This is a genomic window from Shewanella gaetbuli (genome assembly GCF_023284065.1).
GTDB lineage: Bacteria > Pseudomonadota > Gammaproteobacteria > Enterobacterales > Shewanellaceae > Shewanella > Shewanella gaetbuli.
Map to the genome: position 1 here is coordinate 76,694 of NZ_JAKIKP010000001.1, position 18,858 is coordinate 95,551.

Genomic DNA, 18,858 nt, shown 5'->3' on the forward strand with positions numbered 1-18,858 from the left:
TTATCCCTATAGGTTTAACGGCCGAGTGACAATTGCGACGTGATGGGTCATTAGCAATATTGCCGTTAATCGATACAGAATAAAGTAAAGAGGCTGTCTCAAATGAGTGAGCAAAAGTTAGCAGTAAATGAATACTTAAAAACCGATAGTGATTACCTGCGCGGAACAATTCAGCAAGGTTTAGATACGCAAGTCACTGGATCATTTAGCGATGGCGATCAACAGTTGATCAAGTTCCATGGTTTTTACCAGCAAGATGATCGTGATTTACGTAACGAGCGTAAAGCGCAAAAATTAGAGCCATTATATAGCTTCATGCTACGTGCGCGTGTGCCTGGAGGGATTTGTTCTCCTGAGCAATGGTTAGATGTTGATAGAATTTCATCTACATTAACCACATCAAATAGTATCCGTTTAACTACACGTCAAACGTTTCAGTATCACGGTATTCCAAAGCGTAATTTAAAGACCTTGATTCAAGGGTTAGACCGAGCAGCACTCGATTCAATTGCCGCTTGTGGCGACGTTAACCGTAACGTGATGTGTAACCCTAATCCGGTTGAGTCAAAGTTACATCAACAAGCTTATGCAGTGGCAAAAGAGTTGTCTGATCATCTTCTTCCCCATACTCGTGCTTACGCCGAAATTTGGTTAGATGAAGAAAAGTTATTAGACACAGAAACTAACGAGCCTGTATACGGTAAAACTTACTTACCGCGTAAGTTTAAAATGGCCGTGTCAGTTCCGCCAGATAATGATGTTGATGTTTACACCAACGACTTAGGCTTTATTGCCGTTGAAGAAAATGGCGAACTAGTTGGATTTAACTTAGTTGCTGGCGGCGGCATGGGTTCAACCCATGGTGAAGTAGAAACTTTCCCCCGTTTAGCTGATGACTTTGGTTTTATCAAAACCACTGATGTCATCAAATTTGCAGAAGCCGTGATGACAGTTCAACGTGACTGGGGTAACCGTGTTGTGCGTAAGCGTGCACGTTTAAAGTACACCATTGTTGACCATGGCTATGATGCATTTAAAGCCGAAGTTGAAAAGCGTGCAGGGGTGAAGTTTGAACCTAAGCGTGAAGTTATCATTGGTGATCGTGGTGATCGTTATGGTTGGGTTGAAGGCATTGATAATAAATGGCACTTAACGCTATTTATTGAAAACGGCCGAATTAAAGATTCACCAGGTAAAACGCTACAAACAGGTTTACGTGAAATCGCCAAGGTGCACAAAGGTGATTTTAGAATGACCGCTAACCAGAATATGATTATTGCTGGAGTGGCTGAACAAGACAAAGCTGAAATAGAAGACTTAGCCCGTAAGCATGGTTTATTAGGCGAAGTGTTATCAGCAACCCGTGGTCATTCTATTGCCTGTGTGGCATTGCCAACTTGCTCATTAGCGATGGCAGAAGCGGAGCGTTATTTCCCAGCATTTATTGATCATGTTGATGCACTACAAGCAAAACACGGTATTAGCGAGCAAGCCATTGTGGTCCGTATGACCGGCTGTCCAAACGGCTGTGCGCGTCCATTTGCTGCAGAAATCGGCTTAGTCGGTAAAGCGCCAGGGCGTTACAATTTATATTTAGGCGCCAGCTATGAAGGCACACGTTTAAATAAAATGTACAAAGAAAACATTCAAGAAGCGGAAATTTTAGCAGAACTTGATGGTTTATTTGAACGTTATGCCGCAGAGCGTGATGCAGGTGAAACCTTTGGTAACTTCACAGTTCGTGCTGGTGTGGTTAAGCCGGTTATTGATGCAGCACAAGATTTTCACGGGTAATTGATGATGATTCTATGGGGCGTTGATTATGAATAAAGTAGCCACTGCAACAACCCAATCTTTAGTGACGCCAGAGCAATTATTGCAATTGCTCGACGCGCCAAAAGAGGTGCAACAAGCAGAACTGGAAAAGCTGAATCAGTTTTTGGCTGGATTAACCGCTCAAGAGCGTGTGGCTTGGGGGCTAGCTTTTCTACCCTCAGAACACGCTTTATCATCTAGTTTTGGTATACAAGCCGCAGTAATGCTGCACCTTGTTAGCCAAGTACAGGCAGATATCCCTGTTATATTAACTGATACCGGCTACTTATTTGCCGAAACTTATCAGTTTATTGATCAGCTCACTGAGCGTTTAAACTTGAACCTTAAAGTGTATCGCGCTGAGCAAACAGCCGCATGGCAAGAAGCTCGCTTTGGTAAGCTTTGGGAGCAAGGCCTTGAAGGGCTAGAGCAATACAATCGCATTAACAAAGTTGAGCCCATGCAACGAGCATTAAGTGAGCTAAGCATAGGTACTTGGTTTGCCGGTTTGCGACGCTCACAGTCGAGCACTCGCGAAGCTTTGCCCATTTTAGCGATTCATGGCAATCGTTTTAAATTATTGCCAATTTTAGAGTGGAGCAATAAAGACGTGCATGAGTATTTAACCCAACATGATTTACCTTATCACCCGTTATGGGAGCAAGGTTATGTTTCGGTAGGCGATACTCATTCAAGTAAACCACTTGAGCTAGGTATGAGCGAAGAAGAAACTCGCTTTAATGGTTTAAAAAGAGAGTGTGGATTACATTTTGAAATTTAGTCATTAATAGACTTTAGCTAAGTAATTGAAATACTTAAAACCTGAGCTCGAGATAACAACTTGCTTTCTAGAGGCTATTTTTACTTATAACGGCGTTAAATTTGTTTGCAATACGACCCCATGGATGGGGGAGGTAGAGCGACGTTGGAACCCAAGCCGAGGCCAGCTATTGACGCACAAATCTGCCTTGTTCTAAGCAAAAATATCTCTCTAGAATAAGACGGAAAATAAATCTTTATTAATTCAAGTTTTTAACTAACTTCTTATCCCGAGTTCAGGTTAAAAAGGGTTAATTTTTGTTTAAAAAATTAGGCAAACATTAAAAGAATAGTCTACCTTTATACGTCCCCGTAGACAGTTTTTGTTGACACTTTTTAGGGCTGTATTGCAGTCCAAGTACCTCCAAAAGCTTCGCTCGCCTCCTCGAGCACATTGATTGACTTGTTAGCGTATAAGCAATCATTTTTAGCCCCAACAATCCATTTGTTGGGGCTTTCGTTTATCTCGCCTTGTGTATTTGTTGTTTATTCTATGTTGATTAATTTCAAGGAGCCGATCTTATGGGAGATAAACCTAACAGATTGAACACTAAAACCGATTCACTTATGTTAGATAAAATAAAACCATGTTATTTTGCGTTAAGTAAAACCTGAGTTGATTCAAGCGACTTCGCTTTCTTTTCGAGTTTTCATGGAAGAGTTTATTAATATATAAATTGGAGCTTAACAATGAATAAAATGGCTGTTGCCGTTGCGGTGTTAGCACTGGGCGCGGGTGGATATTACTTTAGTCAGCAAAATGATGCTGTCACTGTGACTGCTAATCCAATGCTAGATTACATTCCTGCTGATACCTTGGTGTTTTCAGGACAACTTACCCCTTTCCCTATTGCAGACTATTTACATAGCACTGCCGGTAATAAACCGAGTTTAACTGCAGAGCAACTGGGTGATATCAGCCAATTTTCTCAGGCTCATGAAAAGTTTTTTTTCAGCCTTTATAAACAATACCTACAAATGCTTAATTCGCCTGAGCAGCTGATAACGCATTATGGATTGCCTGAAACAATGCAAAGCTTCTTTTATACCTTAGGTGCTTTGCCTGTAATGAAATTACAAATTGCAAACCCACAAGCATTTTGGGCTGAGCTGGATAGAGCAGAGCAAGAAAGTGGTTTTACCCATTCAAAGTCATCTATTGGTGGCGTTGATTATCGCGCCTATCGCCTAACAGGTGAATTTGATGAGGAAACTATTGATGTTATTTTTGCCGAGCAACAAGGCTGGTTAACAATGACATTAAACACCTCGTTTAACCAACCTGCGTTATTTGAAACAGCACTAGGGGTAAACAAAGTTCCTAACCCATTGTCTGCCACAACAATGTTAAATGATATTGCCACCAAACATGATTTTACTAATGACAGTATTAGTTTTATCAATCACGTTGAATTGGTAAAAGGGCTAACAACTGAAGATGGAAATATGCTGGCAAAGCAATTGACTAAGCTTGCTAACATGCAAAATGACGATGCACTGACTCAAATACGTACTCCTGTGTGTCAATCTGAGTTTATGGCTATTGCCAATAACTGGCCTCGAACGGTACTGGGCTTTAAATCTTTTAATGTTACCCGTGAGCAAAGCGACTTTGATGCAAGGTTTGTCATTGAATCTAATAACACGGTAATACTTAACGCACTGAGTAACCTGCGTGGCTTTATTCCTGACTTTGATGATGCTGAGCATATATTATCATTGGGTATGGGTGTTGATGTGGGTAAATTGGCCTCATCATTAAATGATGTGTATACCGAAATGACCAGTACAAGTTACCAATGCCAAGCATTGGCCGAATTGCAACAAGGTTCGCAAGAGTTTAATCCTGCCATGTTAGGCATGATGACCGGAATGGCCAATGGCGTAAAAGGGGTAAGCTTGTCTGTATTAGATTATACACTTACCGAGGTTAACGGTTCTCCAGCGTTTAAAAAATTAGATGCGTTAATGACCTTATCGGCAGATAATCCGTCAATGTTATTGTCGATGGTGAAGCCATTCTACCCACCTTTAGCGCAGGTTGATTTATCTTCAGGCGAAGTGGTTGATGTCAGCTCATTACTTATGCTGCCTCCTGAGCTAGGTGTGCAAGCTAATATGGCAATTAAAGGTAACCATTTAGTGATTTATTCTGGTAAAGGTGCATCGTTAGCCGAACGTGTTGCTAAGCAATCACTGACTTCAAATGGCCTAATCAGTTTTGGAGTTGATTACCAAAAAATGATTTCGCCTTTAGTCACTATGATGGAGCAAAACGGTGAACCGGTTCCAGAAGAGTTAACTATGATGAAAGACTACAAGATGAAGCTGAAGATGAGTGTTGATATTACCTCTGAAGGCATTGAAGTTGGCTCAAAGATGAGTGCAAAAGCGCCTTAATATCACTAGCTAATTGTACAAAAAAGCCCCGCTAGCATTGCTTTAGCGGGGCTTTTTGTTTGTGCTAGAAAAGCGTTATAAAATATCATTCATGGCTAAACCAATACCAATGCGTTGATTGTGATGATTATAGTCAATTAAGCTTTCACCGTAGCCGTTAAAGTACTGGGTATAAAGACGTAAGTTGCCGATGATGGGGTAGCTCCACGTAAATTCAAATGCGCCTTTATTATCGCTAGAAAGGTTATTGCGCAGTAACACCGTAAATCGGTGTTTTTCTAACCCATACACGCCGGTTAATTCAAAATTACCCATGTAATCGTTGATGTCTGGATTGTCATCACCTCTAGCATCAGTCGGGCTGTCTTTTTCATCTTCAGGAATACGCCACCAAGCTTTTAACCCTAATGCAAACGGGCCTCGGTCAAAAACCATGGTGCCATAAATTCGGTTCCAACTACGTGATAATGGGTTAGCTTGCCCGTTTGATTGATGCACCGCGCCAAAGCCCCAAAATGAGTTAGTTAGCCCGGCAATTTCCCAATCATTATTAAACAGCATAAACATTTCGGGTTCATGGTTGGTTTCTCTGAATGGTGATGAGACTTCTTTGTTATACACCTGCCAATAAGATTGGTTGGTATAAGCAAAAAATAAATGGCCATTGTCGCCAAAAATATTGTACCAAAGTGGGAATTTAAAACTGATTTGAAATTTAGCTTCAAGGTTGTCTACATCAATATTTTCATCAGGATACTTTTCTTCAAATGGCGTGTTATTAGGGCGAGACTGGTAGGTTACGGGTAACACGTAATTGGCTCTATGGGGGGCAATCACGAAGGGGTTTTCTGCCGTTTTTAACTCTTTTTCTACCCGATCATGAAGTAATGAGTCATCAGCGTTCGTATGAAGGCTGGTTACACCTAGCACCAAGCTTATTATAAAAGTCGTGATATTGATTTTCATAGATGCAATTCCATTGAATGTGTTTCCGTTATGTGAACTTATTGTAACCTTATCTTTTTCAAAAAATCATGCATTGTTTTATTTCATTAGTCGTTTTTGGTGCATTTCTTTCACTTCTTATATATCTAAATGGAATAAAAACTAACTATTAACTATTACATATGGAATATATAAACCGTTATATTTGACCTTAATCAAAGAATACGGGGTAGTGTGTAATGGAATTAATATCAATGCCAGGTCATCAAGCCAAAGGCAAAGTGTGGCTTGTGGGAGCAGGCCCCGGTGACATCGAATTATTAACATTAAAAGCATACCGCATTCTTAAACACGCTGAAGTGGTGTTATTTGACGCCTTGGTCAGCCAAGACATTATTGACTTAATTCCCCATAGCGCTGAAAAAATAGCTGTTGGTAAACGTGCTGGTAAACACAGTGCCAGTCAGGATGAAATAAACCAATTATTAGTCACCAAAGCCTATACCCGTAGAAATGTGGTGCGTTTAAAAGGTGGTGACCCATTTATATTTGGTCGTGGTGGTGAAGAGTTACAAACCTTAGTTGCAGCAGATATACCGTTTGAAGTTGTGCCTGGTATTACCGCGGCTAGTGGTACTTCGGCCTATGCAGGTATTCCGCTAACTCACCGAGACTATGCCCAAGGGGTAACCTTTATTACCGGTCATTGTCAGTTAGCGGGACGTCCTATGGATTGGCAAGGTTATGCTAACCCAAACAATACCTTAGTCGTTTATATGGGCACCTTAAATGCCAATATTATTAGCCAAGGTTTAATTGATGCCGGACGAGATAGCAAAACGCCGGTGGCGATAGTGTCAAAGGCGACAACACAAGATCAGCAAAAGTTTATTGGCACCTTAGATAGCTTAGGCCAATTAGCAGCAGATCCAGCACTTCACATGCCTGCATTAATCATTATTGGTGAAGTGGTTAACCTAACAGACAGCTTAAATTGGTTTAATCCGCAATCCGCGGAAGCGTGTGAAGCAGATTTTTCAACCGCGTCATTATATTAATTTAATTAGCGCCATTTATTGGCACATTTAACAAGCAAACGGAGAACCATCATGGCAGGTCGTTCATTGAGCCATTTACAACAACTGGAAGCGGAAAGCATTCAAATTATTCGTGAAGTTGCCGCCGAGTTTGATAACCCTGTGATGCTTTACTCAATTGGTAAAGACTCTTCAGTGATGCTTCATTTGGCGCGCAAAGCTTTTTATCCAGGCAAAATCCCATTTCCATTGTTGCATGTGGACACTGGCTGGAAATTTAAAGAAATGATCCAGTTCCGTGATGCGCAAGCTAAAGCTTTTGGTTTTGAGTTATTAACACATACCAATCAAGAAGGGGTTGAACAAGGCGTTGGCCCATTCACCCATGGTAGTGCTAAACACACTGACATCATGAAAACTCAAGCGCTAAAGCAAGCGCTAAACCAACATGGATTTGATGCCGCATTTGGTGGGGCCCGTCGTGATGAAGAAAAATCTCGTGCTAAAGAGCGTGTTTACTCATTCCGTGACAAACACCATCGCTGGGACCCTAAAAATCAACGTCCAGAGTTATGGCGCACCTACAATGGCGCGGTTAACAAAGGTGAAAGTATACGTGTTTTCCCATTATCAAACTGGACTGAGTTAGATATTTGGCAATACATCTATCAAGAAAATATTGAAATCGTACCGCTATATTTTGCCGCAGAGCGTCCAGTGGTTAACAAAGGTGGTCAGTTAATCTTAAAAGATGATGACCGTATGCCACTGGAAGAGGGTGAAGAAATTAAAACTGAACGTGTGCGCTTCAGAACCCTAGGTTGTTATCCGTTGACCGCAGCAATGCCATCAGATGCAGATAATTTAGAAAAGATTATTGAAGAGATGCTTCTCACTCGTTCAAGTGAGCGTCAAGGGCGTTTGATCGACTCAGACCAAAGTGCCTCTATGGAACAGAAAAAGCGTCAGGGTTACTTCTAAGTATTTTAGCCGCGCCTTATTAACCACTTAGACAGTAGATTGATAACTCAAATTGAGTGAGAAAGATTATGGATCAAGCAGTAAATAACACAACTCGTATGGCCGCTGAAATTCAGCAACACGGCGTAAAGCAGTATCTGGCATTACAGCAAAACAAAGGCCTATTACGTTTTCTAACCTGTGGCAGTGTTGATGATGGTAAAAGTACCTTAATTGGTCGCCTGCTTCACGACAGCGCACAAATTTATGAAGATCAGCTTGCGAGCTTAAAATCAGATAGTGCCAAAGTGGGGACAACCGGTGAAGCGATTGATTTAGCATTATTGGTTGATGGCTTACAAGCCGAGCGTGAGCAAGGTATTACTATCGATGTGGCTTACCGTTATTTTTCAAGTGAAAAACGTAAGTTCATTATTGCTGACACCCCTGGCCACGAACAATACACGCGCAATATGGCCACAGGTGCCTCTACTTGTGACTTAGCGGTTATCTTGGTTGATGCGCGTTACGGCGTGCAAACTCAAACTAAACGTCATGCATTTATCGCCTCATTACTAGGCTTACGTCACTTTGTTGTGGCGGTGAATAAAATGGATTTAGTTGATTTTGACCAAGGCGTATTTAACAAAATTCAAGCCGATTTTGCTGACTTTGTGAAAGACTTTGGCGATCTAGATATTCACTATGTGCCGCTTTCTGCACTGAATGGCGACAATGTAGTGAACCGAAGCACTCAAAGCGATTGGTATACTGGCGGCACCTTACTTGAGCTACTGGAAACCATTGATACTCAACGCGAACTCAGTGAGTTACCCGTGCGCTTCCCTGTGCAATATGTGCTGCGCCCTAACTTAGATTTCCGTGGTTTTTCTGGCACCTTAGCCTCTGGTGTATTGAAAGTGGGCGATGAAATTGTTGCTCTGCCTTCAAATAAGCGCAGCAAAGTTGAACGTATTGTGACCTTTGATGGCGACTTAAATGAAGCTGTTGCTGGCCAAGCTGTAACCATTACGCTTGAAGATGAAATTGATATTTCTCGTGGAGATTTATTAGCTAAAGCTGACAGCGCACCTAGCCTAGCAAACCACATAGTGGCTGATTTAGTGTGGATGGATGAAAAGCCATTACAAATTGGCCAGTTATATGATGTCAAAGTAGCGGGTAAGAAAACTCAGGCTGTGGTGAGCGAAATTGAATATGTTACTGACGTCAACACCTTAGCTCGCAGTGCAGCAACATCGTTAAGCTTGAATACTATCGCCAGAGTGAAGTTGGATTTAACTGAAACGGTAGTATTAGACCCTTATACTCTTGTTAGGGACACTGGCGGAATGATCTTAATTGATCGTTTATCAAATGCCACTGTTGCCGCAGTCATGGTGGTTGATGGTTATCAAGGTGAAAAGCAAGTTAACAGTGAATATAGTGAATTTGAACTGGAATTCAATGCATTAGTCCGTAAGCATTTTCCACATTGGAATGCCCGTGACATCAGTTTGCTTGGAAAATAATGCATGAGTGAAACGTGGCTGTTAGCGTGTATTTTGTTAGCCATGGTTGGCGGCTTGATTGCAGGGGTCGCCAAACCTGCCACCATGTTTTTTATTGCATTACTCAGTACTTACCTGCTTGGTTTAGTTGACCTAAACCAAGCACTAATTAGCTTCACTAACAATGGTTTAGTGGTGCTAGTCTTATTGGTTCTTGCAGCAACCGCATTAGAAAAAACCTGGTTAATTGGTAAATTAAGCCAAGTGATAGGTAAGGGGAGCCTGTACAGCACCATTGGTAAGTTAGGCTTATCTACAGCCTTATTGTCTTCGTTTACGAATAACACTGCAGTAGTGGCTTCACTGATTGGTGTGGTAAGGCGAAATCAAACACATGCTCCCTCTAAGCTTTTGTTGCCATTAAATTTTGCTGCCATATTGGGTGGCACTTTGACGTTAATAGGGACTTCCACAAACTTAATCGTTAACTCCTTTGTTGAGAATGCAGGTTTAACGCCATTAGGTTTTTTTGAGTTTACTCAGGTAGGCATCATCATTGTGGCAGTTGGCCTCGTAGTGTTAATGCTACTGGCCAATACTTTACCTGATCGCCGTGAAGAAAATGTAGATGAAGCCTTACCGTATTTATTAGAAGCCCATGTAGCCAAACAGTCTCAACTTGTTGGTAAAAGCGTTATCGACAACCGCTTACGATCACTAAAAAAACTCTACCTAGTGGAGTTAGAACGCAGTGGTATTCGCATTTGTCCTGTGCCACCTAACATGGTGATTCAAGCCGGAGACATGCTGCGTTTTAGCGGTGCGGTTGAGTCTGTAGAGTTATTGCATCAGTTTGATGGCTTGGAATGGTTTGGCAAGCAACATGCTAAAGGGCAAAACTTGGTGGAAGCAGTACTAGGCCCGTCTTCAAAATTGGTGGGAACCAGTTTGAAAGATGCACGTTTTCGTGAGGTGTATGACTCAGCCGTGATGGCTATTCGCCGTGGACACGCTCCGTTAAAAGGAGGCCTAGGTGATATTGTTTTGCAACCCGGTGATGTATTGCTGATTACCCCAGGTGATCGGTTTACCCAAAGCCCTAATTTAACCACTGACTTTGCGGCCATTAGTGGCTTAGATTTAAATGTTAGGTTAGACGACAAACGCAGTAACTGGGTGATACTGGGTTTTGTGTTAACCATTTTGTTAAGTGTTTTAGAAGTGGTGCCTCTGGCCAAAGGCTTAGTGGTGTTGCTATTGAGCTATTTTGCTATTGGTGCAGTGAGTTTAACTGAGTTAAAACGCCGTTTTCCAATTGAGCTGGTGGTGATTGTGGGTAGTGCCTTGTGCTTAGCCACCTTAATGATTAACACCGGCTTAGCGGCTACCTTAGCTGATTGTGTTATTAGCGTTTTTAATGGCCAAGGGGTATTTGCGGCATTTGTTGGGGTATTTTTTATTACCTTAATAGTGACCGAATTAATTACCAATAATGCTGCCGCTGCACTGGCATTTCCTGTGGCTTATGCGGTGGCAACCAGTTATGGGGTTGACCCTAGACCGTTCATTATGGCGGTGGTTTTTGGTGCCAGTGCGAGCTTTATTTCTCCCTATGGTTATCAGACTAACTTAATGGTGTATAACGCAGGTAATTATAAGATCTCTGATTTTGTTAGGGTGGGGTTGCCTTTGTCTGTGGTGTACTCGTTAACGGTTATTTTTACAGTACCTTATTTTTTTCCTTTTTAATGTTTGAGTTAATTCAGCGTTAAAACATGAATTTTTTGTAGTAGCCACCTAGGCGGTGGTGTGGAAGGAGTTAGTATGACGGATATTGTTTGGCATCAACATGAAATTGATCAAGCGGCTCGCGGTCGTCAGAAAAATCAAAATCCGGTATTACTGTGGTTCACAGGGTTATCTGGCTCAGGTAAGTCAACTCTAGCGGGTGCATTAGAGCATGCTTTATTTGAAGCGGGCTTTCATACCTATTTATTAGACGGCGATAATGTGCGCCATGGATTGTGTAAAGATCTTGGTTTTAGTCTAGAAGATCGTGACGAGAACCTTCGCCGAGTAGGTGAAGTTGCAAAATTAATGGTTGATGCTGGTTTAGTGGTATTGTCGGCGTTTATTTCGCCTACTCGCGCTGAACGTGAAAGAGTTAGACGTTTATTTCCTGAAGGTCAGTTTATTGAAGTGTTTGTTTCTACACCTTTAAGTGTTTGTGAGTCACGTGATCCTAAAGGTTTGTATGCTAAAGCGAGAAACGGTGAAATAGCTAACTTTACGGGTATTTCATCACCTTATGAAGCACCAGAAGCGGCAGAATTGACTATTGATACTAGTAAAGGTGAGCTTGCCACACAAGTACAAGCATTGGTTGATTATTTAACGGCTATTCAAGTGATTGATGGTGAGAAAATGATGGAAGGCTTAGGTATTTAACATCAAACCGCCATTAGGTTAACCTATTGGCGGTGGACTTCACTTTTATAATCTGTATGTTCGAGAGTAAATCACATCGTATATTTTGCCGAAGCTTAAGGCGTTTTTAACAAACTTATTGCAGCGGGTATTGAGGTTAAATTGAAGTCTTTTAATATGTTTTGAATAATCTCAATAAATTTAGGTTTATGCTGTCTGACTACATGATAAACCTGAAAACATTTCACAATATCTTCATTGCTCAAACGTTGGTTTTGGTTGAATACAGAGGCTAGATAACAACGTACCATAAAACAATCAATCACTAATTGTTGAAATACTTGTTCAGGCTTCTGCTTTTCGTGCATAGGAAAGTGATTGTGGAACATGGAATAAATTACAAACTTAGTAAAAATCTCGTCAGCTTCGATTTTGCTCGACGCGACTTTCTCACTCCACACTTTATTAATATCTTTAATAGAATATTGGTTTTCTTCAGTACATAAGGTACTAATAGCATCATTAATGGAGATAAACCTTTGTCTTTCGCTTCGAGAATGTAACGTGCAAAGTGCATCGTGAATAGCAACAAATGTTTGAGTTTGAGGCGTTTCCGTATAAGGAATTTGCTCAAACTGTTTACTAATAATGCCCTTTTGGGCCATGGTCTGTAACTGTTGATAGCGACTGTCTAATTTATCAACTGATGCAGTGCCTTCAGAAACTTCCTGACTGGTTTTTATTAATAAACCTATAGCAAGTAGTGCCTCTTGCCAGGTTAACCCGCAATTTAATAATAAATCTAAACTATATTCATAAGACTTTTCTAGCCACGTAGGGCTGGGTTGATGGGTTGATTTTGTTCCGCTTGGGTTAGCTGAAAAAATAAATGCTTCTTGTTCGAATAATACTATTCGAGCGACTTCAGGGCAGGACAAATACACACTTTTGTATTTGTCATTACCAATGATTTGATCTCGCTTCGGATAAGTTTTACAGGTGTAACTTAAAGCATCTTCTCCTTCTTTATCATGGATTTGGCATAGTTTTTGTGAATTTAAAAATGGGCAGGCTCCTTGCTTATCAAGTTTAATAACAGCCCAATCTGATTCACTGTCTTTTGTTTCCATCAAGGCAAACTTAGCGATGTCGGCTAAATATTTATTTGAAATCGTTTTCTTATAACTTTGTTTATCAAAAGTGATCATCCAATCATTACAGCAACTGTCACTGCATTTAGGGCCTATACAACTAAATAATGAGACATAATTAGGTTTAATTATTAAGTTTTCCATGGCATTCCTTTGGCTGTTTTTTGACTTATTTAAAATTATATCAGTACTTGGTTGATGACTCTTTGCCAGTTTCCACCCATAATGCGATCGCGATCTGATGACTTAAAACGGGCTTTCTTAAGGGCGTCATCAATCAAACTCATACGATCGATATTATTAAGCTCAGGTATCACCACATGCTTGGGCTCAACATCAAATCCCAGCACGTTTTTGTCCCGCAAGCTATGCCACCAATCTAAATACTGTTTTACGCCTTGCTCATTGTTGTTATTTAGTTTTATTAACTCTTTTTGACCCATTAGCGGAAAGTCATTGGCAATGGCGACACTGTCTACGCCAGCAATTCTGACCACATGATCAATTTGCTTGATATAGTCGCTAATGGTGGGAGTTGGGTTATTAGTAAGCCAAAAGCTCATCATAAATATGCCAAATACGCCACCTGTGTCGGCGATTGCACGAATGACTTCATCTGGTGAGCAGCGGGCATGATTCACAATACTTCGGGCGGCGCCATGGGTTTGAACTATGGGGCTGTTACTGGCTTTTGCAGTATCTAAAGCCGTTTGAGCACTTGAGTGGCTAACATCAATAAGCATGTGATGTTGGTTCATGGCTGCAATAAGCTCGTGACCCGCTTGGGTTAACGGCTTATTGAGCCCTGTTACGCCGTCATTGTCTAATGCGCCACCGGCAAAACGGTTGCCGTAATGGTGAGTCAACTGCAGTACACGTAGCCCGTGTTGTTTAAATTCTTGCAATTGTTGCCAATGTTCAGCGCTATCTTCTTCAACACAATCTGCGCCTTGTATTTGAAAGAATACTGCCGTGCGTCCAGATTCTTGTGCTTTTACGATATCTAGGCCAGTTTGGCCTTGAATATACACATCAGGATTAGCCTCTACAATTTGCTTAGCTGCTTTAATGCTTTTAATGCAGGCATTGTAACTACGTTTATAGTTAGTGGTGCCATCGGCTTGTTTGATGGCTTCAATATCAGAAATATCGGCAATGAAACTAGTCAGCTTTGATGCTTTTACATCGTTAATATCTTCGGGTAAAAATGATAAGCCGTCGATATAAAAAGGTCGATTGGCTGAAGCCCAAGTATGTTGGGCAAAAAAGGGACTACATAACGCTGCTGCGCCTAAGCCTTTAAGTAATTTACGGCGAGTGAGCATGTCATGTGGCATTCAGTATTCCTATTTTTATTATGGTTACGCTGTTAACGTGTCAGGTGATCATTCATTGCTTGTACCAGGGCGTGTAAGCCATTCGTTCTTGACGGGCTTAACTGCCCACTTAACCCTAATTGATTAAAGTATTCAGTAACATCAAATTGGCGAATGACTTCAGCTGACTGGCCTTGGGTGGCGACCAACAATAAGCCAATTAACCCTTTGACTATACGTGCATCGCTGTCGGCTACAAAGTACTCTTTGCCATTGATTGTACGATGGTACAACCAGGCTTGGCTCTCACAGCCTTTTACTTGTGCGCTTTCTTGACGAAATTCAGCAGCTAAGCTTGGCAGTTTTTTGCCTAAAAGCATTATTTGGCGATATTTCTCTTGCCAATTTGTGGCATTGGCGATTAATTTTTCGCCTTGAATTAGTGCTTCGCTAAGCGGTTCAAAAAGCGATTCAGCAGGGGTTGAAGCTGGCGACATTGATATTCTCACAAGGTTAATTTTTGTCTAGCGTTAATCACAATAACATTAATTTTACTTCGTTAAGTGCGTTGATAAAACGATCAATATCTTGTTGGTTGTTATAGATGCCAATAGAGGCTCTACAACACCCCTTAATCATTAAGTGTTGCATTAATGGCATAGCACAGTGGTGACCACAGCGCACCGCAATACCTTGTTGATCAAGTAAAATGCCGACGTCTTGGTGATGTTCACTTGCAAGGTTAAACGCAACCGCTCCTAAATTGTTCGTCGAGGTGGCGTTATTGTCAGCTAACCCACTGCCTTCAACTCCGTATAGGGTAATATCCCCTAGTTGGCTTAATTGTTGCTGAAGATAGCTGAGCATTTCACGCTCATGTTGCTGAATTTGCGGTTTATCAAGTTTTGATAAGAAGGTAATTGCTGCGCCTAAGCCAATCACTTCAGCAATTGCCGGCGTACCGGCTTCTAATCGATTCGGTAATTCGCCATAAGTGGTGGCCTCAAAGCTGACGCTTTTAATCATTTCGCCGCCGGTTAGCATAGGGTCTAGCATATTTAACGCATCAAGGGTGCCATAAAGGATGCCCACACCTGTAGGCCCATACATTTTATGCCCAGAAAAAACATAATAATCACACCCTAAGGTTTGAACATTAACGTCTAAATGCGCTATAGCTTGTGCGCCATCAACTAAGGTTAATGCACCTTGTTGCTTAGCTTTAGCCACTAAATTTTCAACTGGGTTTATGGTGCCTAACGCATTAGTCACATGTGATAACGCCACTAATTTGGGCTTTAAGGCTAATAAATTATCATATGAGCTAAGGTCTAAATGACCGGATGGAGTTAGCCCTATGGGGATGACTTTAGCGCCAGTCCGTTTTGCCAATGCTTGCCATGGCACAATGTTGGCGTGATGAGCTGCACCATCAACTAAAATAATGTCATCTTTTTTAAATTGTGTTGTCAAACCATGAGCGACCATATTGATTGATTCTGTGGTGCCATGAGTAAAAATAACTTGTTGGTTTGAGCCAGCTTGAATCAGCTGTTTGACCTGTTGACGAACTTGTTCATATTTTTGCGTTGCTCGTGCCGATAATTGATGAGCTGCACGATGTACATTGGCATTGTCTTGAACATAATAATCATTCATCGCATCAATCACGCACTGCGGCTTTTGGCTTGTGGCAGCAGTGTCTAAGTAGCAAAGTGGGTGATCGCCCAATTGCTGCTGTAACGTGGGAAATTGCTTACGGATAGCTTGATGGTCAAAACGGCTATTTGTCATGGAATATACACTCGATAAAAAGGCATCAAGATCTTCAATGATCTTGATGCCTAATGCAAGATTAACCTGTCAGCCCTAAGGACAAGGGAAGCGGTATTGTTCTGATAGAATATTAATACGTTGCTGTAATTCATCTGACAACATGACGTTATGGCTGTCGATGTTTTCTTTGAGTTGATGCAAGTTGGTGGCACCAATAATGTTAGCTCCAACAAATTGACGACTATTAACAAAAGCCAACGCCATTTGCGCTGGGGTCAGTTTGAACTCGCGGGCTAAATCTACATAAGCTTGAGTTGCTTCAAGCGCCATTGGCGTGCTGTTATAACGTGCAAAACGTTTATGAATGGTGAGTCGCGCATTTTCAGGCCATTGATTATTTTCATACTTTCCTGTCAGCATTCCAAATGCTAATGGTGAGTATGGCAGTAATGGCACGTTTTCACGTAGACTGATTTCAGACATACCCATTTCAAAGCTGCGATTGAGCAAGTTGTATGGATTTTGAATGCTGACAATTTTTGGTAAGTCATGTTTTTCAGCAAGACGAAGATATTGCATGAAACCCCATGGCGTTTCATTAGATATGCCGATATAACGCACTTTACCTTGCTTAACTATTTCAGCTAAGGCTTCTAAAGTGTCTAAGATAGGCGTGTAGTGCTCATCTTCATCATGGGTGTAAATCATGTCACCAAAATAGTTAGTATTTCGGTCTGGCCAATGCACTTGGTATAAGTCAATACAGTCGGTTTGTAAGCGAGTGAGTGAGTCATCAACCGCTTGGTGAATATTGCGCCAATCCAATGCCATATTAGGACGAATATAATCACCTTTAAGCCCCGGTGCCGCGACTTTAGAGGCAATAATCAGTTCGTCACGATTGCCATGTGCTTTTAAATAGCGACCAATAATACGTTCTGTTTCACCTTGGGTTTCGGCTGAAGGAGGAACAGGGTACATTTCGGCGGTATCAATAAAGTTAACACCTTGACCAATGGCATAGTCTAATTGCTCGAATGCTTCTGACTGCGAGTTTTGTGCGCCCCAAGTCATGGTGCCTAAACAAATTTTACTTACTTCTAGGCTTGAATGCCCAAGACGTCGATATTCCATATTTTTCTCCAGACGGATATCAAACCAATCAACATAAATAACTGCTCATTCTTGCTTGTTAAAATACTTGATAACGGCGTTAGATCTTTTGATTGTAGAATAACGACTTATCTAAATTAATCTGCCTTGTTATCATGCATTTTCCTACGCGATTTTTTGAGCATTTATTTACTAGGATTAGTATCAGTTACTTTGAGGCTACCAAGCTTTTGCAATATTGCAAAGGTTATTGATTCATCAATAATTATGCTGCTTAATAATTCAGCATTTTTTATAGAAATGGTTGTGACATCTTGATGTTTGGTACTGTTATAAGGTTTTCATCATGGCGATTTCACAGGCATCATGGCCAGTATCTCCAAAGTGCTGGCAAGGTGTAAATTGCAGGCTTTGATATAGTGCGAGTGCTTCAACTAATACTGCTGTGGTTTCTAAATAAATCTCATTAAAACCTTGTTGTTTGGCATATTCAAATGCCAGTTGTGATACTTTTTTGGCCATACCGCTTCCCCGTAACTGGGGTAAAAAATACATTTTTTGTAATTCACAAATATCACTTTTCCCCTTAAGCGGTGCGATGCCTGCGCCACCCAAGATTTGTCCTTTATGTTCAATTACCCAATAACAGCTTCGGTCAGCACTGTATACTTGGCTGAGTTGATCTAAGGTTTTGTCAGCCACCCCAAAGCCTTTATCTGGGGTTAAGCCATATTCGGCAGAGACTTGTCGAATCACCGCGGCAATGGCGGCATCGTCATTAGGGGTGATAACTCTTATGTGGTATTCGGGCTGGCTCATAAACAACGTTCCAAAAATTAACTCAGTGAATCGGGGGATAGGCATTAAATGCGTTTAATCAGCATAAAACTCGCGATTAATAAAAGGTGCCATGGCAAGAATAATCGCTTGGGTGTATATACTGCCTCGGGTAGCTAGGTTTTGAGTGAGTAAACCTATCGCACCGCCTTTTTGTTTAATGTTGTGAGTATTGAAAAGCCTGTCCATAACATGGCCTAGTTCTTCTCCCGCCTCTAGTGCCTCATACACTTTTGTGGGTAAAGGTAATAATGCACTGCGGCCAATACTCAATTGATTGTTATTAATTAATGCCATGTATGCAAATGTCGCTGCGCCGTGATCAAACATGTCTACACCCCCTTCCATCGCTACATAGTAATCCGCTTCTATGCCCGTATTGATAGCATGTTGCTGGCAGTATTTTACGCGATTAATGGCACCTTTTTTGGTTTCTTCTGCGCTCATCGGTTGTTGGGCAACCCCTGAGGGAGCATCAATCCCTGCACAATGGATGGCAGCGCTGGGAAAGTATTGTTGAATAGCCTCTTGTGCCGCCGCTATTTTGACCGGATTTTTAGAGCCCACTAAAATGGAGATTTTTTGAGGTGTCATAGAATGCAGATGTCTCAATTGGTTTGAAAATAATGTCGATGTTTCAAGGCATCATAACAGATGATAAAGCAATGCATAACTGCCGAATGTTTTGTGCAATCTAAGGCGTAATTGGCTCGGTCGCTAGCGCTGTTTTAATAAAAGTGGCATGATCAAT

16 protein-coding genes are annotated in these 18,858 nt (G+C 41.4%); 8 read left to right on the forward strand and 8 right to left on the reverse strand.

Features of this window, described 5'->3' with window-relative positions; all coding sequences use genetic code 11:
- Window positions 1-93 precede the first annotated feature (93 nt).
- The 3 genes from cysI (at window position 94) to L2672_RS00340 (ending at window position 5,034) form a co-directional block, all read left to right on the forward strand.
- A complete protein-coding gene (gene cysI / locus L2672_RS00330) occupies window positions 94-1,794 on the forward strand; it encodes an assimilatory sulfite reductase (NADPH) hemoprotein subunit (RefSeq protein ID WP_275974921.1) in 1,701 nt (566 codons plus the stop codon).
- Between the two features lie 28 nt (window positions 1,795-1,822).
- Window positions 1,823-2,596 (forward strand): phosphoadenylyl-sulfate reductase, encoded by a 774-nt coding sequence (locus tag L2672_RS00335; protein WP_248993842.1) that lies wholly within the window; start codon window positions 1,823-1,825, stop codon window positions 2,594-2,596.
- Window positions 2,597-3,324: 728 nt separating this feature from the next.
- Complete coding sequence (locus L2672_RS00340) at window positions 3,325-5,034, forward strand: hypothetical protein (RefSeq protein WP_248993843.1); 1,710 nt, start codon at window positions 3,325-3,327, stop codon at window positions 5,032-5,034.
- A gap of 75 nt (window positions 5,035-5,109) precedes the next feature.
- Here the strand turns inward: L2672_RS00340 and L2672_RS00345 are convergent, their stop codons facing one another.
- Window positions 5,110-6,000, reverse strand: coding sequence for a phospholipase A (locus L2672_RS00345; RefSeq protein ID WP_248993844.1), 891 nt, complete (start codon window positions 5,998-6,000; stop codon window positions 5,110-5,112).
- A gap of 218 nt (window positions 6,001-6,218) precedes the next feature.
- Between L2672_RS00345 and cobA the strand changes: the two genes are divergently transcribed.
- From cobA to cysC, 5 genes are all read left to right on the forward strand, one after another.
- Window positions 6,219-7,037 (forward strand): uroporphyrinogen-III C-methyltransferase, encoded by an 819-nt coding sequence (gene cobA, locus L2672_RS00350; protein WP_248993845.1) that lies wholly within the window; start codon window positions 6,219-6,221, stop codon window positions 7,035-7,037.
- 51 nt (window positions 7,038-7,088) lie between these two features.
- A complete protein-coding gene (gene cysD, locus L2672_RS00355) occupies window positions 7,089-7,997 on the forward strand; it encodes a sulfate adenylyltransferase subunit CysD (RefSeq protein ID WP_248993846.1) in 909 nt (302 codons plus the stop codon).
- Between the two features lie 68 nt (window positions 7,998-8,065).
- Window positions 8,066-9,508: a sulfate adenylyltransferase subunit CysN gene (cysN, locus tag L2672_RS00360; protein ID WP_248993847.1), complete on the forward strand. Its 1,443-nt coding sequence runs from the start codon at window positions 8,066-8,068 to the stop codon at window positions 9,506-9,508.
- A gap of 3 nt (window positions 9,509-9,511) precedes the next feature.
- Window positions 9,512-11,236, forward strand: a complete 1,725-nt coding sequence (locus tag L2672_RS00365; protein WP_248993848.1) for an SLC13 family permease — start codon at window positions 9,512-9,514, stop codon at window positions 11,234-11,236.
- A gap of 75 nt (window positions 11,237-11,311) precedes the next feature.
- Complete coding sequence (gene cysC / locus L2672_RS00370; protein ID WP_248993849.1) at window positions 11,312-11,935, forward strand: adenylyl-sulfate kinase; 624 nt, start codon at window positions 11,312-11,314, stop codon at window positions 11,933-11,935.
- 95 nt (window positions 11,936-12,030) lie between these two features.
- Here the strand turns inward: cysC and fliB are convergent, their stop codons facing one another.
- The 7 genes from fliB to yjjX all read right to left on the reverse strand — a co-directional run bounded on the left by fliB (window position 12,031) and on the right by yjjX (window position 18,701).
- Window positions 12,031-13,209 (reverse strand): flagellin lysine-N-methylase, encoded by a 1,179-nt coding sequence (gene fliB, locus L2672_RS00375; protein WP_248993850.1) that lies wholly within the window; start codon window positions 13,207-13,209, stop codon window positions 12,031-12,033.
- A gap of 35 nt (window positions 13,210-13,244) precedes the next feature.
- A complete protein-coding gene (locus tag L2672_RS00380; protein WP_248993851.1) occupies window positions 13,245-14,402 on the reverse strand; it encodes a membrane dipeptidase in 1,158 nt (385 codons plus the stop codon).
- Window positions 14,403-14,434: 32 nt separating this feature from the next.
- Window positions 14,435-14,878, reverse strand: a complete 444-nt coding sequence (locus tag L2672_RS00385; RefSeq protein WP_248993852.1) for a SufE family protein — start codon at window positions 14,876-14,878, stop codon at window positions 14,435-14,437.
- A 37-nt stretch (window positions 14,879-14,915) separates the two neighbouring features.
- Window positions 14,916-16,175, reverse strand: coding sequence for an aminotransferase class V-fold PLP-dependent enzyme (locus L2672_RS00390; protein WP_248993853.1), 1,260 nt, complete (start codon window positions 16,173-16,175; stop codon window positions 14,916-14,918).
- A gap of 75 nt (window positions 16,176-16,250) precedes the next feature.
- The gene (locus L2672_RS00395) at window positions 16,251-17,291 is read right to left on the reverse strand and encodes an NADP(H)-dependent aldo-keto reductase (protein WP_248993854.1); all 1,041 of its coding nucleotides are present in this window, start codon (window positions 17,289-17,291) and stop codon (window positions 16,251-16,253) included.
- Between the two features lie 309 nt (window positions 17,292-17,600).
- The gene (locus L2672_RS00400; RefSeq protein WP_248993855.1) at window positions 17,601-18,089 is read right to left on the reverse strand and encodes a GNAT family N-acetyltransferase; all 489 of its coding nucleotides are present in this window, start codon (window positions 18,087-18,089) and stop codon (window positions 17,601-17,603) included.
- Between the two features lie 54 nt (window positions 18,090-18,143).
- Entirely contained in the window at window positions 18,144-18,701 is a 558-nt protein-coding gene (yjjX, locus tag L2672_RS00405; protein ID WP_248993856.1) for an inosine/xanthosine triphosphatase, read from the reverse strand.
- Between the last annotated feature and the right edge of the window lie 157 nt (window positions 18,702-18,858).